We start from the raw sequence: 16057 nt of genomic DNA, 5'->3' as shown, positions 1-16057 counted from the left end.
CGGCTATCGACCTACAACTTTCTGACCAGGTGTTAAACCTTGTAAAATTTCAACCTCTGTAGCAGTTTGCTGTCCAACCTCTACATCAACTTCACGCTTCCCATTTTCATCGACAACTTGAACATACGTACGATTGCCGATACTGCGAAGCGCAGATGGAGGAATTACAACTGCATTTTCAGTACGCTTCGTAATGATTTGAATTGAAGCAGGAACCCCGCGTGCTGCTGCCTCTGGTAATTTCTCTACTTCAATAATCATGAAATCCTCCACACGTTCAATTTCAGAATTATTTCCACCGCCTGTCCCTCCTCCTGAATTATCAGAGGTTTGCACAGGCAACTGCTTAACTTTACCTTTAATGGCACCGCCATTGCTAATCGTTACAACTACATCCATTCCAATTGCAACTTTTTCTTGCTCTGATTTAGTAAGCTTAGCTGCAGGTACAAGCATATCTGTATTTGCAATGATTGCAACAGGACTATATGCCTTTGCCATATCTCCTTTTTTTACAGACAGAGAAACAACTGTCCCTGAAAAAGGAGCTGTGATTGTCGCCTTAGAAATCTCTTCTTCCATATCAGCAAGCTTTTGACGCTTTTCTTCAAATGCGATGCGTTGCTCCTCAAATTCAGACTGATTCATTTCATCACGCTTACGCAATATTTCTTTCATATCACGCTCATTACGTTGGAAGGAAATACGTTCGTTACGCAATGTTTTTTCTAATTCACTGGTGTCTAAAGCAGCGATTGGATCACCAGCTTCAACTGTATCGCCAACTTTTACATAAACATCCTTAATATTACGATCGCCGATTGTGAAAAATACCGTTTCTTCCTCAAGCGAAATCACTTTACCCATTACTTTTACATCTGATATTAACGTTTTTGTTGTTACTTCGTACTCAGGCTTCTGTGATATTTGTGGTGGTTTAATTTCTGGTAAAACCTCTTCTTCTCTTTCATCTGGTAATAAGCTGCAACCACTAAGCATAAGTGCAGCAGCAATACTTACAATACTAATTTTACGAAATAAATTTCCCGTCAACCATTTCATAGACATGGTCAGCAACCTCCAAAATTGTAGGATCATGTGTAGTCATACAAATTGATATTTTTTCAGTACGAATAATATTTTGAAATAATGCCATTACCTGTGCTGACATCGCTGTATCTAATTCTGCAGTCGGTTCATCGGCTAGCAATAAAATTGGACGATGCGCAATTGCTTTTGCAATCGCAACACGCTGCTGCTCACCACCAGAAAGCTCATACGGCCGATGGTGCATCCGTTTTTCCAAACCGACTAGCGTTAAGCATTCTTCAATCCTTTCCTTCCATTCCTTTTTAGGGCGATTCGCCATTCGCAGCGAGAGCTCTACATTTTCATAAGCCGAAAGTAGCGGCATTAGAGCAAATGCTTGAAAGATAAAGCCCATTTGATTACGTCTAATAATCGTTCTTTTTTTGTCGCTTAATGTGCTAAAAGGCTGTCCATTAAAATAGATCATTCCTTTGCTTGGTGTATCCAAGCCGCCAAGACTGTTTAATAATGTTGTCTTCCCCGAACCAGAGCGGCCTTTAAGCATTACTAGCTGCTGTCGCTCTACTTTCATATTAATTCCTTTGAGCACATGAAGCTCTTTCGAGCCAACCTGAAAACTCCGCTCCATATCCTTTACTTCTAATAAAGGAGCGTTGCTAGCTTCATCATTATGTACTTCAGCTTTCTTTTCCATTAAATACACGACACTCCCCATACTTAGTCTATATTACAGACGTTATAAACTAATAAAAGGTTACAGATTTCATATTTTTTCTGAAAATATTTTCTAGTGATTGCTAGCTTCATGATTGAGAATAAAAAAAGCTATTACTTCGCCGCTCAAAACGAAAATAATAGCTTTTTCTACTTAATTTAATTCACACTATTATATTTTAAAGTTAAAGATTCGCTACAAAACCGATAGTTAATTTCCATACTCCTGCGGATTCGTACGCCATGCTTGCAGTGCAGCAATATCAGATTGAGCAATTTTACCTGCTTCTGCTGCCTGTTCAATTAGCACAGAATAGTTCGAAAGTGTATGAAGTGGAATACCTGCCTCAGCAAAGGCATTCAATGCTGATTGGAACTGATAAGTAAATATTGCTAGAACAGCTAACGGCTCTGCCCCAGCTTCACGTACTGCAAGTGCTGCCTTAAGTGAGCTGCCGCCAGTCGAAATAAGATCCTCAATAACGACAACTTTTTGTCCCGGCAAAATGCGACCTTCAATCTGATTTTGTTTGCCATGACCTTTCGCTTTATCGCGAATATATGCCATTGGTAAATTCAATTTTTGTGATACCCAAGCAGCATGCGGAATACCGGCAGTAGACGTTCCTGCAATTACTTCTGCCTCTGGGTACAATTCCTTTATTAGAGTAACAAAGCCGTCAGCTACTTTATTACGAATTTCTGGATATGCCATCGTTAATCGATTATCGCAATAAATTGGTGATTTAATACCAGATGTCCAAGTAAATGGCTCATTTGGCGAAAGAGCGACCGCTTCAATATCTAACAATGATTTAGCAATATCTTTTGCTAATTGCTCAAGTGCAACATTACTCATAGTTAACTAGCTCCTCTATAATAGTTTCAAGTGCCATGCGTGGATTCTCGGCTGCCGTTATTGGACGACCTATAACCATATAGTCTGTTCCTTGCTTTAAAGCTTCACTAGGTGTCATTATACGTGACTGATCATTTAACGCAGCACCAACTGGACGAATTCCAGGCGTAATCGTTTGAAAACTGCTGCCGCAAGCACTCTTAATCGCTGTAACTTCAGAAGGGGATGCAACTACTCCATCTAGTCCAGCTGCTTGGGCAAGACGTGCATAGGCAAGCACAGCATTTTCCACAGTGCCAGGGATGCCGATTTCATCATTCATCACCTGCTGTGAAGTGCTAGTAAGTTGGGTTACTGCGATAACAGTAGGACGCTTGCTGCCACTTGAAAGTGCACGGTCTACTCCTTCCATAGCAGCCTCCATCATTGCTCGTCCGCCAGCTGCATGAACATTAAACATATCAACACCTAGGGATGTGATGCTTGAGGCACCGCCCTTAACTGTATTAGGTATATCATGCATTTTCAAATCAAGAAATACATTAAAGCCTTGCCCCTTTAAGCGCTCAATAAATGCTGGACCAACAGCATAGTAGAGCTGCATACCAACTTTAATATAGCATGGAATACCATTAATTTGCTCAAGCAACTGCTCAGCAGCTGTTGCATTTGGATAGTCCAGCGCTACCATTACTTTCGCAGCAGCCTGCTCCCTCGTTAAGCCCGCCATTCTTTTTCCTCCTAATACTTTCGTTTCACACTATAAATTACTTCCTTGCAACGAAAAGTGCACCGGAAGCTTTATCACTGTTCAAAAAGCGATATATAGTTTTCGATGCTACCTCACTTTATGTGAAGTAGCATCGAGAGTTAGTCATTTCTATTTATCTTTGATGAGATACAGGCATTGAACGAGATGAGAAGTTAATAGTTTGCATCATCGTTAGCAAAGCACGTACCGTATCAAGTGAAGTCAAACATACAACTCCATTTTCAACAGCCTCACGGCGAATGCGGAAGCCGTCACGCTCAGGAGTTTTACCTTTTGTTAATGTGTTAACTACAAATTGAGCATGACCTTCACGGATGTGATCAAGAATGTTTGGCGAACCTTCACTTAACTTGTTCACTCGAGTTACATATAAGCCAGCTGCTTCAAGCGCATCTGCAGTACCGCCAGTAGCCATTAGCTTATAACCACAGTTTGCAAAACCGCGCATTAGCTCAACTGCTTCTGCTTTATCTTTATCTGCAACTGTTACTAGAATCGTACCAGAAGTTGGAATCTTCATACCTGCACCTAGCAAGCCTTTGTACAATGCTTTTGCAAACTGCTCATCGCGACCCATAACTTCACCAGTTGATTTCATTTCTGGAGTCAACGTAGGGTCAACGCGGCGAAGCTTCGCAAAGGAGAACACTGGCACTTTCACAGACACATGGTTGTCTTCTTTCCATAGACCATCGACATAACCAAGCTCAGCTAAGCTTTGGTTCAAAATCGCTCTAGTTGCCAAATTTGCCATTGGAATGTTCGTAACCTTACTTAAGAAAGGTACTGTACGAGATGAACGTGGGTTAACCTCAATTACATATACTTTTTCATCATGGATAACGAACTGAATATTTACTAAGCCGACTACTTTTAGCGCTTTTGCAATTTTAATTGTAATATCAACAATTTGCTGTTTAATTTCTTCTGACAACGTTTGTGGCGGATACACCGCAATAGAGTCACCAGAGTGAACACCTGCGCGCTCAATATGCTCCATAATCCCTGGAATTAGCACGGTTTCGCCATCACAAATTGCATCAACCTCTGCCTCTTTACCAAGCATATAGCGGTCAATTAAGACTGGATGATCAGGGTTGATTTTTACCGCTACCTTCATGTAGCTCAATAGTTCTTCGTCAGAGTAGACAATTTCCATTGCACGACCGCCAAGGACATAAGATGGACGAACAAGCACTGGATAGCCAAGACGTTTTGCAGTATCTACTGCTTCATCAACTGAAGTTACTGTACTACCTTCTGGTTGTGCGATATTTAAGCTGCGAAGCAATGCTTCGAATTTTTTACGGTCTTCTGCAGTATCAATACTTTCAAGGCTAGAACCAAGAATTTTTACTCCTGCTTTTGCAAGCGGCTCTGCTAGGTTAATTGCAGTTTGTCCACCGAATTGGACGATAACGCCAACTGGTTTTTCTTGCTCGATAACATTCATTACATCTTCGAAGAATAGAGGCTCGAAGTATAGTCTGTCTGATGTACTGAAGTCTGTTGAAACTGTTTCAGGGTTATTGTTAATAATTACTGCTTCATAGCCTGCATGTTGAATTGCCCAAACCGCATGCACAGTAGAATAGTCAAATTCGATACCTTGACCGATACGAATTGGACCTGAACCAAGTACTAGAATTTTTTCTTTATTTGTTTTTGTAACTTCATTCTCTACTTCATAAGTAGAGTAGTAGTATGGTGTAACAGCTTCAAACTCAGCCGCACAAGTATCAACCATTTTATATACAGGCACAATATTCAATGATTTACGGAATGCGCGAATATCATGCTCATTTGTGTATTCGCCGCCTGGGAAGCCTTCTTGACGAAGCTCAGCAATTGAGCGGTCAGAGAAGCCAAAGCGTTTTGCTTCATACAATAGTTCCTCGCTTAATTCAGCTGTAGTACGAAGTTTATCTTCAAATTTAATGATGCCTTCGATTTTATCAAGGAACCACCAGTCAATTTTCGTAATATCTTGAATTTCTTGCAATGCATAACCGCGACGGAACGCTTCTGCAATAAGGAACAAACGCTCATCATCCGGTTTTTGCAGACGTGTGCGAAGCACTTCATCAGACAATTCTTTTGCTTCTTTTAGGTTAATTCGATGAACACCAATTTCAAGTGAGCGAACTGCCTTATGAATCGATTCCTCGAACGTACGGCCAATTGCCATTACCTCGCCAGTCGCTTTCATTTGTGTACCTAGTTTGCGGTTAGCGTCAACAAATTTATCGAATGGCCAACGAGGGATTTTGGATACTACATAGTCAAGTGCCGGCTCAAAGCAAGCATATGTTTGACCAGTTACTGGGTTAACAATTTCATCTAATGTGTAGCCAACGGCAATTTTTGCTGCCATTTTAGCAATTGGATAACCCGTTGCTTTCGATGCTAGTGCAGAAGAACGAGATACACGTGGGTTAACCTCGATTACATAGTATTGGAAGCTGTGTGGGTCTAGTGCAAACTGAACGTTACAGCCCCCTTCAATGTTCAATGCGCGAATAATTTTTAGTGATGCAGAGCGAAGCATTTGATATTCGCGGTCTGACAATGTTTGTGAAGGTGCTACAACGATGGAATCACCAGTATGCACACCTACAGGGTCAAAGTTTTCCATATTACATACAACGATACAGTTGTCATTTGCATCGCGCATTACTTCATATTCAATTTCTTTCATACCAGCAATCGATTTTTCGATTAGACATTGACTAATTGGTGAATAACGAATACCGGATGCTACTGTTTCACGCAATTCTTCTTCATTAGCACAAATACCGCCGCCAGTACCGCCAAGCGTATATGCTGGACGAACGATAATTGGATAGCCAATTTTATTTGCAAAATCAACCGCTTCTTCAACGCTAGTAACGATGTCACTTTCAGGTACTGGTTGCTCAAGCTCACGCATAAGCTCGCGGAACAAGTCACGGTCTTCCGCTTTCTCAATTGCTGTAAGTTGTGTACCTAACAGTTGTACATTTTCTTGCTCAAGAATTCCAGCTCTTGCTAGCTCAACTGCCATGTTTAGACCAGTTTGACCGCCAAGTGTTGGAAGCAAGCCATCTGGACGCTCTTGACGAATAATTTGTGCAACGAAATCTAATGTAATTGGCTCGATATAAACTTTATCAGCCATATTTGTATCTGTCATAATGGTTGCAGGGTTACTGTTAATAAGTACAACTTCGTAACCTTCTTCTTTCAATGCTTGACACGCTTGTGTTCCCGCGTAGTCAAACTCAGCCGCTTGACCAATAACGATTGGACCAGAACCAATAACTAGTATTTTTTTAAGCTTCGTATTTTTAGGCATTTTTTAGTTCTCCTCTCAACATTTCAGACAATACAGCTTGACGAGGTCGTTGTGGATTATTCGCTTTGTGCTTGCGAATCATCTCGATAAATTGATCGAACAAATAGCTAGAATCATTTGGACCAGGCGCTGCCTCTGGATGATATTGCACCGAGAATGCAGGATAGGTTTTATGCTTCACGCCTTCGATTGTTTTATCGTTATTGTTGATATGTGTAACAACTAGGTCAGTACCTTTGATTGATTCTTCATTAACTGCATAGCTATGGTTTTGTGAAGTAATATAGCAACGTCCAGTTTCAAGCTCCTTAACTGGGTGGTTACCGCCGCGATGACCAAATTTAAGTTTTTCAGTATCAGCACCGCAAGCTAGCGATAATAGCTGATGTCCTAGACAAATTCCGAAGATTGGGAATTCACCAAGCAGTTGTTTAATGGTTTCAACAACATGCATATTGTCTTTTGGGTCCCCAGGGCCGTTAGACAATTGAACGCCATCTGGAGCGATACGACGGATTTCCTCAGCAGTTGTTGTATGCGGAACAACGATAATATCGCAGTTACGTTTGGAAAGCTCATGAACGATACCGTTTTTAGAGCCGCAATCCAGTACAACAATACGTTCTTTTCTGCCTGGAACGTGATAAATATGATTAGTAGATGTGCGAGCAACTTGGTCGCGCAACACTGGAGTAGATTTTAATCTTTCCAATAGCTCCTCAACATGCTCATTTCCTGTTGTAAGCAACCCGCGCATTGAACCGAATTGACGAATTTTGCGAGTTAACATACGTGTGTCGATACCAGCAATGCCTGGAATTTCGTATTCTTTTAATAAATCACCTAGAGAAAATTGTGCGCGCCAGTTACTTGGAATTGGCTCGTAGCGACGAACTGCCATCCCAAACAGATTAGGACGAACCGCTTCAAAGTCATCACGCGTAATGCCATAGTTACCGATTAGTGGATAAGTCATTGTAACAATTTGTCCACAGTAGGATGGATCAGATAGTAACTCTTGATAGCCTGTCATCCCAGTATTGAATACGACCTCACCAATTTTAGTTGTATCCGCACCAAAAGATACTCCAGTAAACAACGTTCCATCTTCTAACAATAATCTTGCTTGCATGTTTTTGATTCACTCCTCAATCGTTGATTCTATTTTGTCCAGACAATTTTGCCATCTACGATAGTCGTTACAGGCCATCCTTTTAATTCCCAGCCACCGAACGGTGTATTTGTACTCTTTGATAAGAACGTACTTGGGTCTACTTTTTCGCTTGTTTCTAAATCTACAATTGTTATATCTGCAGGCTTACCAACTTCCAGGCTGCCTTGTTCAAGTCCAAACACTCTTGCTGGATCCTTAGTCATTCGTTGCAGCAAGAAGCCTAGCGTCCAGCGACCTGTTTCCACGAATTTCGTATATAGCAATGGAAATGCTGTTTCAAGTCCCACAATACCAAATGGAGCAAGGTCAACACCTTTTGCTTTTTCTTCAGCGCTATGCGGTGCATGGTCAGTTACGATAATATCAATCGTGCCGTCCTCTAATCCCTCGATTACAGCTTGTACATCGCGCGGTGTACGAAGCGGAGGATTCATTTTCCAATTCGCATCATCAAGCCCTGGGATATCTTCATCTGAAAGAATCAAATGATGTGGACAAACCTCAGCAGTAATCTTAACGCCAACTTGTTTAGCTAGACGTATTAAGCGAACAGATTGCTCAGTGCTGACGTGACATACATGGTAATGCACGCCTGTTGCTTCAGCTAGCAGTGCATCACGTCCAACATGAATCGCTTCTGATTCATTAGGAATTCCTTTGATACCATGCTTGCGAGAGAACGCACCTTCTGTTGCCCACGCTCCCTTAACAAGGGATTCATCCTCACAGTGTGCAATAACCGGCATATCTAGCGATTTTGCAAGTGTCATTGCATCCTTCATCATTTGCGCATTTTGCACACCGACGCCATCATCTGTAAACCCAATAGCTCCCGCTTGCTTAAGCGCTGCAAAATCTGTTAATTCACGTCCAAGCTCATTTTTAGTAATTGATGCATATGGCAACACTTTAGCAGTGCCTGCTTCTTTTGCCTTCTCAATAATATATGTTACTGTTTCAGGAGTATCTGTTACTGGACGAGTGTTAGGCATACAAGCAATTGTTGTAAACCCACCTTTCACTGCTGCACGACCACCAGTAATAATATCTTCCTTATGTGTAAAGCCTGGGTCACGCAAATGCACATGCATATCGATAAATCCTGCCGATACTAATTTGCCATCTGCATCTACTACCTCACTGCCTTCTGTGTTGACTTGCTCACTGCTGCTTACAATTTCAGCAATAACTCCGTCCTTTACGTGAATGTGTTTGCTTTCAAGCTCCCCATTCGCTTCATTCCAAACTTGACCGTTCAAAATCCATAAAGACATATTAGATAGCCTCCTAAAGCTTATACTTCCATATTGATTACTATATTTGTTATGACAAAGCTCGTTCTACAACTGCCATTCGAATTGGCACGCCATTTGACATTTGCGGGAAGATTTTACTGTTTGGCGCTTCTACTAGCTCACTGTCAATTTCAACTCCGCGGTTTACAGGAGCAGGGTGCATAATAATTGCATGCGACTGCATTTTTGCTGCGCGTTCTACAGTTAATCCGAAGCTTTCACGATAACTTTCAGCAGACTTTAGCATGCCTGTAGCATGACGCTCAAGCTGAACTCTCAGCATCATCACTACATCCGCCTTAATTGCCTCCTCCATCGTTACATAAGTCACATCAAGCTCAGTTGCTCTCATATTATCTGGAGCACAGAATACGACCTCTGCACCAAATTTACGCAAAGCATACAAATTACTGCGTGCTACGCGACTATGCAAAATATCCCCAATAATCGCTATCTTTAAGCCTTTTATATCTCCAAAATGCTTTTGCATCGTGTATAAATCAAGTAATGCCTGTGTCGGATGCTCATTGTTACCATCACCTGCATTGATAAGCGGAACACGTATTTTTTGTGCGATTTCTGCCAATAAGCCAACTGGCTTCATGCGAATGATACCAGCATCGATTCCCATAGATTCAAGCGTTCGTACAGTATCGTAGATAGACTCGCCTTTCTCTACGCTGGAGGCTGCTGCTGTAAAATTAATTACTTCTGCACCAAGTCGCTTTTCAGCCACTTCGAAAGATGTACGTGTACGCGTGCTATTTTCAAAAAACATATTCGCGATAAATTTACCCTTAAGCAGCTCATGTGTTTTACTTGGATGTTTCTCCCAATATGCCGCTCGATCAATAATGGATTGAATTTCCTGTTGACTAAGATCTTTGAGTCCGAGCAAACTTCTTGTTGAAATAGCTGCAGTGCTCATATAGTCGCCTCCTAATGGTTCAATGGTAAATCGTTACTTGGTCCTGATTATCAACCTCGGTAAGTTCGACCTTAATGCTTTCATGCTTTGAGGTAGGTATATTTTTACCTATATAATCTGGACGTATTGGTAGTTCGCGATGTCCACGGTCAACGAGCACAGCAAGCTGAATACTTTGTGGTCTGCCACAGTCCATAATCGCATCCATTGCCGCACGAATGGTTCGTCCTGTATAGAGTACGTCGTCAAACAGGATGATTTTTTTATTTTTTACATCGGCAGCCGTTAACTGATGTTCGTGATCCACATTCTCCAGTTCAAAACTATCAGTGCGATCGTCACGATATTTCGTAATATCCAGTTCATAAACTGGAGCTTGAATCCCTTCTATATCAGATATTCTTTCAGCAATGCGCTTAGCGAGATGTACGCCTCTTGTGCGAATTCCAACGATGATGCAATTATCAATTCCTTTGTTTTTTTCAACAATCTCATGAGCAATTCTTGTCAGCGCACGACGAATAGCTGCTTCATCCATTAAAATATGACATTCTCTCTCAGTCATTAGCATCCCACCTCAGTATCTAGCTTACTGTAACCTTATCTTCGGTAACAAAAAAACTCCTTGCGAAGTTTGCAAGGAGTAATGAAAATCACGACAAGAAAGACAGCTCAGAATCGACCATTGTGAAATGGTCGATTCTTCACAAAAAGTAGTCTTCTTATCCAATTATTCACGTTACCTTGCCAGCCTCACGGGACTGAATTAAAGGTACATCACTATCAAAAAAATTATCCCACGTTCGACATCAAATGTCAACTATTGATGCAGAAAAACTGCCCTTTCTTTTTGTTTCAAATCTAAGAAAATTGAACATTCATCATCCGATCTTTTAATGTGACGTGTTTAAGCTAAGTTGCGGCAATAATTTGCCAAGCTCTTCTGTTTTAGCCTGCGTAGAACGCTCCATATTTCGATATATTTCGATGCGATCAATTCCGATGCGAGTTAAAAGCGTAGCCGGGATACTAAACAAGCCTCCATCAAGAAAATGTACCGCAGCACCTACACTTAGTGATGCTCCAGCTTTTAATGTTCGACTGAGCAGGTCGCTTCGCGCCATTTCTAATGTTTTCTTACCTGTCAATAAAGAGCCTGGGACAAAACTTGTCTCTTAAAACAAGCAAACGGTGAAATCTGTTCAAAGATTTCACCGTTTGCTCATTTTAGGCTCTGTTTTTCTAATGCTATGCTACGTTCGTAGCACATATTTCCTTAAGTTTACTGCCATTAAGGCAAGTCCAATCTCATGCTCAACTTTCCGTTTTCCTCGAACTGAAAAGCGAGTGAAACCTAAATTAGCCTTCAAGAATCCAAAAACTGGTTCTACGTCAATTTTTCGTTGACGGTAGATCTCCCCTGTTTTTTCTCCTGAAAGCTGCTCTCTTACATAGGTTTTTTGTTGTTCCCAACGTGCATTGATCATCAGTTGTCGGTGTCTTCCTTCTTGTGCTTTCGTACATGAGGATCGGAAAGGACATCCTGTACAATCCGCACAAGCATAGATCTTGAATTGTCGCTCAAACCCATCTTTATCTTTGCGTATGGTATAGCGTTGAAACGTTAGTTCCTGTCCATTTGGACAAAGATAACGATCCTTTTCGGCATCATAGTGCCAGTTACTTGTTTGAAATGGATCGGTTTTAGACTTTCTCTTTTGCTCACGCTCATACATCGTATACTTTATTAATGGAACACGCTTGCGCTTCGTGATCACATCCTCATAGTTTTGCTCACTTCCATATCCGGCATCCGCTACGATATAGGTAGGCAAGTCAAAATAATGGGTTTCAATTTCATCAAGAAAAGGAATAAGCGTCTTGGTGTCCGTTGGATTGGAATAGATACCATAAGCCAGTGTGTATTGTCCTTCGGTTGCAATTTGTACATTGTATCCAGGCTTCAATTGTCCATTCTTCATGTAGTCATCTTTCATTCGCATGAAGGTTGCATCAGGATCGGTTTTGGAATAACTGTTGCGCTTTCCGAATCGTTGTTGATGAAGCTTGTACATGTTTTTTCGTTCCATCCAATCACGGACTTGCTTGAGTAGTTGTTTTGGTGCTTTTCGCTTGCTTCGTAATTGTTTTCGTTCACTCGTATCTTCGGATGCTGCGATCTTTTCTGTATAGCTTTCAACCACTCGCTCAAGGTGTTCTGCGATCTCCAGTAAGTTTTCCGTAGAGAGTTCTTGCTCATGTTCAAGCTCTGGAATGATCTTTTGTTCCAATAACTCGTTGTACAGTTGATTCGACTTTTCAATGAGCCGAGCATGATGTTTGTCCACGGCTTTTTTCCATACAAAGGTGAACTTATTCGCATTGGCTTCAATTTTGGTTCCATCAATGAACATCGCTTCTTGGGTAATGATCTTTTCTTCCACTAACTTCGAGCGAAATTGAACGAAGCACTGGCGGAGTAAGTCTTTCATCACAGGATGAACACGGAAACGATTAATCGTACGGTAGCAAGGTTCATAGCCTTGAGCTAACCACATCATCCGAATACTGTCTTTCGTAAGAGCTTCAATTTTACGACCAGAAAAGGCAGATTGAGTGTAGCCGCATAGAATGATCTTGAGCATCATGCGCGGATGATAGGCTGGACAACCGTCACGACGAACAAACGAACGAAACGCTTCATCTGGAATACTTTCGACCAAATGATGAATGGCAAATGCGATATCATGTTTATCTAATTTAACTTCTAAATTTAGAGGCAAAACTAATTGATTCATGTTATAATCTTTAAACATAAGGAACACCTTTCTTTTGAAATTTTTGGGGTGAGATACTTAAATTTTAACAGAAAGTGTTCCTTTTGTATGTAAAAAATGAACTCCTGGCATTCTACTTTGTAGAGCACCAGGAGTTTTCTTTCATTTAGCTGGGTTTTGTCCCAGCCTCGATGACCGCTATAGAAAAACCAGGAAAAAGAAAATCTGCAGCATCAACCGCAGTCTCTGCTGTACTAGAAGTAGAGTTAATTAGCAAGTCCTCCAACTGTTGATCTGAAATGCCGCTGTTATGAAGCGCCTCGATTGCCGAACCGCCATTTTGAAAAACTTCATCCGTAGTTAAAATTTCGATATTTGGATATTTCTCCAATGCCTCTTTCACATAACTCAATGACTCTGTTGCCTTAAGTTGCAATTCTTGGGCAACCGTTCCGTCACTGTTCACAATTTGCAAATCCCAGCCCGGCTGAGTCGGACTGTCTGCCAAATAAGCCACCTGTCCATCAGTCAATTGAATATCGCCAACAATCTCTCCGTTGTTTAACTCATCACGCACCAGTACTTCGAAATATTTTCCTTTCCACCCATTCAAATAATCCTCGATATTTCCTTCAGCTAGCACTTGATTTAAATCAACATTTGGATATTGCAAATGAAATGCTTCTTCCATTTGCGGAGTCAAATTGATTTCGTTACTATTTTTCGTAAGTGCCATCGCACCTAGCGCAGCAGTCATTGCTGCAATATCCAGAAGCGCCTTTTCTTTATTATGTGCATAATATTGATATAATAACTGAATTTCCCGTTTCCAATTAGAAGTGTTGCTTCGGTAAACTCGACGCAGCTCCTCGATTTGCTCGTAATTCATTAAGTTAACCTCCCCTGTCTAGGTTATAGCAGGCGCTTTTATATTACTCACTGAGTGAAAAACTGAATTATTTCCCATCCCACTAGAAGAAAGATGAAAGCCCCTAAAATAAGCGATATTTTTTTATATTTGCTTTCCGAAGCTGATAATCTTTGTTGTAATTGATGATTCGCTTCTACAAGTTGCTGATGATTGCTGCTAATTTCATTTTCAAGAGCTAGCAATTTACTATTTAAATCGCTCATTCTAGACAAATAAAGCTCATTCATATCTTTCAACTGATCTTGTATCATTCGCTGCACATTAGAAAGCTCATCACTAAACGTTTCATGCACTTCTGCAATTGCCGATCGTAAGTTATCATCAAGACGTCTTTCATTTTCCTTAAGCTCTTCTTGTAAAGCAGTCAACTGAACATTGATTGCAAAGATTTCCTTATCTATATCTAAAATGTGCGGATAACGCTCTTTTTCCTCAATTAGCAAATTCACTTGCTTTTGCAAATTGCTAAGCTGCTGCTGATGTTTAACGATCTGCTGGTGCATGCCAAGCAAAATTTCGGCATATTGATTCGTATATGTATCGATACTTTGAGCCAATTCTTTTCCTGTGAATCGGTCAAAAATCCCCATAATGGCACGCCCCTTTAAATACTTTAAATAAATGATGTTCGTTCTAATTTTATAAGGTTCTTTGTAAAGTTGGAAGGTAAAAAATAACATCCTATATCGTTCGTAGTTGCTTGAGCAGTAAGATAGACTGATGCAAATACGCATATGTAAGCAAATTGCAGTGAGTAAATAAAAAAGGTTGGATGAGAGCGCAACTGTCTCTCTTCCAACCCCATATTTATGGCTTATTAGAACTTATTTTACTACTTATTTGATTAAAAACTTAATTGCTTAATACGCTCAATTGCGCGTACCGTATTTTCACGACTGCCAAATGCAGTTAAGCGGAAGTAACCTTCTCCACATTGACCAAAGCCTACGCCAGGAGTACCAACAAGATTTGCTTTACTTAACAAATAATCAAAAAAGCTCCAAGAGTCATAGCCTTCTGGTGTTTTCAACCAAATATATGGTGCATTTACGCCGCCAAACACTGTAAAGCCAGCATCTTTTAAGCCATCGCGAATCATAGCAGCATTTTCCATATAATATTTAATGATTTCTTGAATTTGCGCTCTGCCTTCAGGAGAGTAGATAGCAGCTGCACCTTTTTGCGTTACATAAGAAACACCATTAAATTTAGTAGTATGACGGCGATTCCATAGCTCATTAATGCTAACTAAATTACCAGATGCATCTTTTCCTTTTAATTCTTTTGGCACAACTGTATATGCGCAACGAATACCAGTAAAGCCGGCAGTTTTAGAGAAGCTGCGGAATTCAATTGCAACTTTACGCGCACCTTCAATTTCATAAATGCTGTGCGGCACATTATCTTCAGTAATATATGCTTCATATGCAGAGTCAAATAAAATGATGCACTCATTTTCAAGCGCATAATCGACCCATACTTTTAGTTCATCCTTCGTTAGCGTCATACCCGTAGGATTGTTAGGGTAACATAAGTAAATAAGATCTACTTTTTCAGTAGGAAGGCTTGGTTTAAAACCATTCTCAGCATTGCAATCTAAATATACGATTTTTTCATAACGTCCAAGCTCAGTATTAAAGTGCCCTGCACGACCAGCCATAACGTTTGTATCTACATATACAGGATATACAGGATCCTGTACAGCAATTACGCTGCTTGTACTAAATATTTCTTGAATATTTCCAACATCACATTTAGAGCCGTCACTTACGAATATTTCATCATTGCTAAGCTCAACGCCACGTGAGCGATAGTCCCCAGCAATGATTTGGTCTGTTAAAAATGTATATCCTTGCTCTGGACCGTATCCTTTAAATGAGCTGGAATTAGCCATTTCATCCACAGCTTGATGCATTGCATCGATAACAGCTTGCGGCAATGGGCGTGTAACGTCGCCAATACCTAGGCTAATAATATCTGCATTTGGATTTTCCCCAACATATTTCGTTCTACGTTTTGCTATTTCAGAAAATAAATAACTACCTTGTAAGTCTAAAAAATGTTGATTCACGGTTGCCATTTTTTCACCAATCCTTTTCGCGTCAATGTAACATGTTTTAAGCATAACTTACATAACGCGAAAACATAATGCAGTAACTAGTCAAATATTTGTACATATCGACATTTAATCCACCTAAAAATTTCGCCATGTTTGCATTCTCA

General features: G+C 40.6%; 13 protein-coding genes and 1 pseudogene. All 14 read right to left on the bottom strand.

Annotation, left to right across the window (positions count from 1 at the left end):
• Window positions 1–3: 3 nt before the first annotated feature.
• The 14 genes and pseudogenes from AC2TDL_RS17520 to AC2TDL_RS17455 all read right to left on the bottom strand — a co-directional run bounded on the left by AC2TDL_RS17520 (window position 4) and on the right by AC2TDL_RS17455 (window position 15914).
• Window positions 4–1068, bottom strand: coding sequence for an efflux RND transporter periplasmic adaptor subunit (locus tag AC2TDL_RS17520; RefSeq protein WP_484697337.1), 1065 nt, complete (start codon window positions 1066–1068; stop codon window positions 4–6).
• On the bottom strand, window positions 1031–1744 hold the full coding sequence (locus tag AC2TDL_RS17515) for an ABC transporter ATP-binding protein (protein ID WP_484697336.1): 714 nt from the start codon (window positions 1742–1744) through the stop codon (window positions 1031–1033). The genes AC2TDL_RS17520 and AC2TDL_RS17515 overlap by 38 nt, the downstream gene beginning before the upstream one ends.
• A 231-nt stretch (window positions 1745–1975) precedes the next feature.
• Window positions 1976–2623: an orotate phosphoribosyltransferase gene (pyrE, locus tag AC2TDL_RS17510; protein WP_484697335.1), complete on the bottom strand. Its 648-nt coding sequence runs from the start codon at window positions 2621–2623 to the stop codon at window positions 1976–1978.
• Window positions 2616–3353 (bottom strand): orotidine-5'-phosphate decarboxylase, encoded by a 738-nt coding sequence (gene pyrF, locus AC2TDL_RS17505; protein ID WP_484697334.1) that lies wholly within the window; start codon window positions 3351–3353, stop codon window positions 2616–2618. Before pyrF ends, pyrE begins: the two co-directional genes overlap by 8 nt.
• 154 nt (window positions 3354–3507) lie before the next feature.
• On the bottom strand, window positions 3508–6729 hold the full coding sequence (gene carB, locus AC2TDL_RS17500; RefSeq protein WP_484697333.1) for a carbamoyl-phosphate synthase large subunit: 3222 nt from the start codon (window positions 6727–6729) through the stop codon (window positions 3508–3510).
• Window positions 6722–7861 carry a glutamine-hydrolyzing carbamoyl-phosphate synthase small subunit gene (gene carA, locus AC2TDL_RS17495; protein WP_484697332.1) on the bottom strand — a complete coding sequence of 380 codons (1140 nt, stop codon included), beginning with the start codon at window positions 7859–7861 and terminating at the stop codon, window positions 6722–6724. Before carA ends, carB begins: the two co-directional genes overlap by 8 nt.
• A 29-nt stretch (window positions 7862–7890) precedes the next feature.
• Window positions 7891–9177 (bottom strand): dihydroorotase, encoded by a 1287-nt coding sequence (locus AC2TDL_RS17490; protein WP_484697331.1) that lies wholly within the window; start codon window positions 9175–9177, stop codon window positions 7891–7893.
• A gap of 49 nt (window positions 9178–9226) precedes the next feature.
• Window positions 9227–10126, bottom strand: coding sequence for an aspartate carbamoyltransferase catalytic subunit (locus tag AC2TDL_RS17485; protein WP_484697330.1), 900 nt, complete (start codon window positions 10124–10126; stop codon window positions 9227–9229).
• 19 nt (window positions 10127–10145) lie between these two features.
• Window positions 10146–10697 (bottom strand): bifunctional pyr operon transcriptional regulator/uracil phosphoribosyltransferase PyrR, encoded by a 552-nt coding sequence (gene pyrR / locus AC2TDL_RS17480; RefSeq protein WP_484697329.1) that lies wholly within the window; start codon window positions 10695–10697, stop codon window positions 10146–10148.
• Window positions 10698–11019: 322 nt separating this feature from the next.
• Entirely contained in the window at window positions 11020–11274 is a 255-nt protein-coding gene (locus AC2TDL_RS17475; RefSeq protein ID WP_484697328.1) for a hypothetical protein, read from the bottom strand.
• 120 nt (window positions 11275–11394) lie between these two features.
• A pseudogene (locus AC2TDL_RS17470) lies at window positions 11395–12942 on the bottom strand (IS1182 family transposase); the annotation flags it as partial.
• A 127-nt stretch (window positions 12943–13069) separates the two neighbouring features.
• Window positions 13070–13792 carry a hypothetical protein gene (locus AC2TDL_RS17465; RefSeq protein WP_484697327.1) on the bottom strand — a complete coding sequence of 241 codons (723 nt, stop codon included), beginning with the start codon at window positions 13790–13792 and terminating at the stop codon, window positions 13070–13072.
• 47 nt (window positions 13793–13839) lie between these two features.
• Window positions 13840–14424, bottom strand: coding sequence for a hypothetical protein (locus AC2TDL_RS17460; protein WP_484697326.1), 585 nt, complete (start codon window positions 14422–14424; stop codon window positions 13840–13842).
• Between the two features lie 254 nt (window positions 14425–14678).
• Window positions 14679–15914 carry an LL-diaminopimelate aminotransferase gene (locus AC2TDL_RS17455; protein WP_484697325.1) on the bottom strand — a complete coding sequence of 412 codons (1236 nt, stop codon included), beginning with the start codon at window positions 15912–15914 and terminating at the stop codon, window positions 14679–14681.
• Window positions 15915–16057 lie beyond the last annotated feature (143 nt).

Source organism: Paenibacillus sp. plas6, from assembly GCF_057221655.1.
Note: the sequence above shows the minus strand (reverse complement) of the source record. Positions and strands in the feature narration are given on the sequence as shown.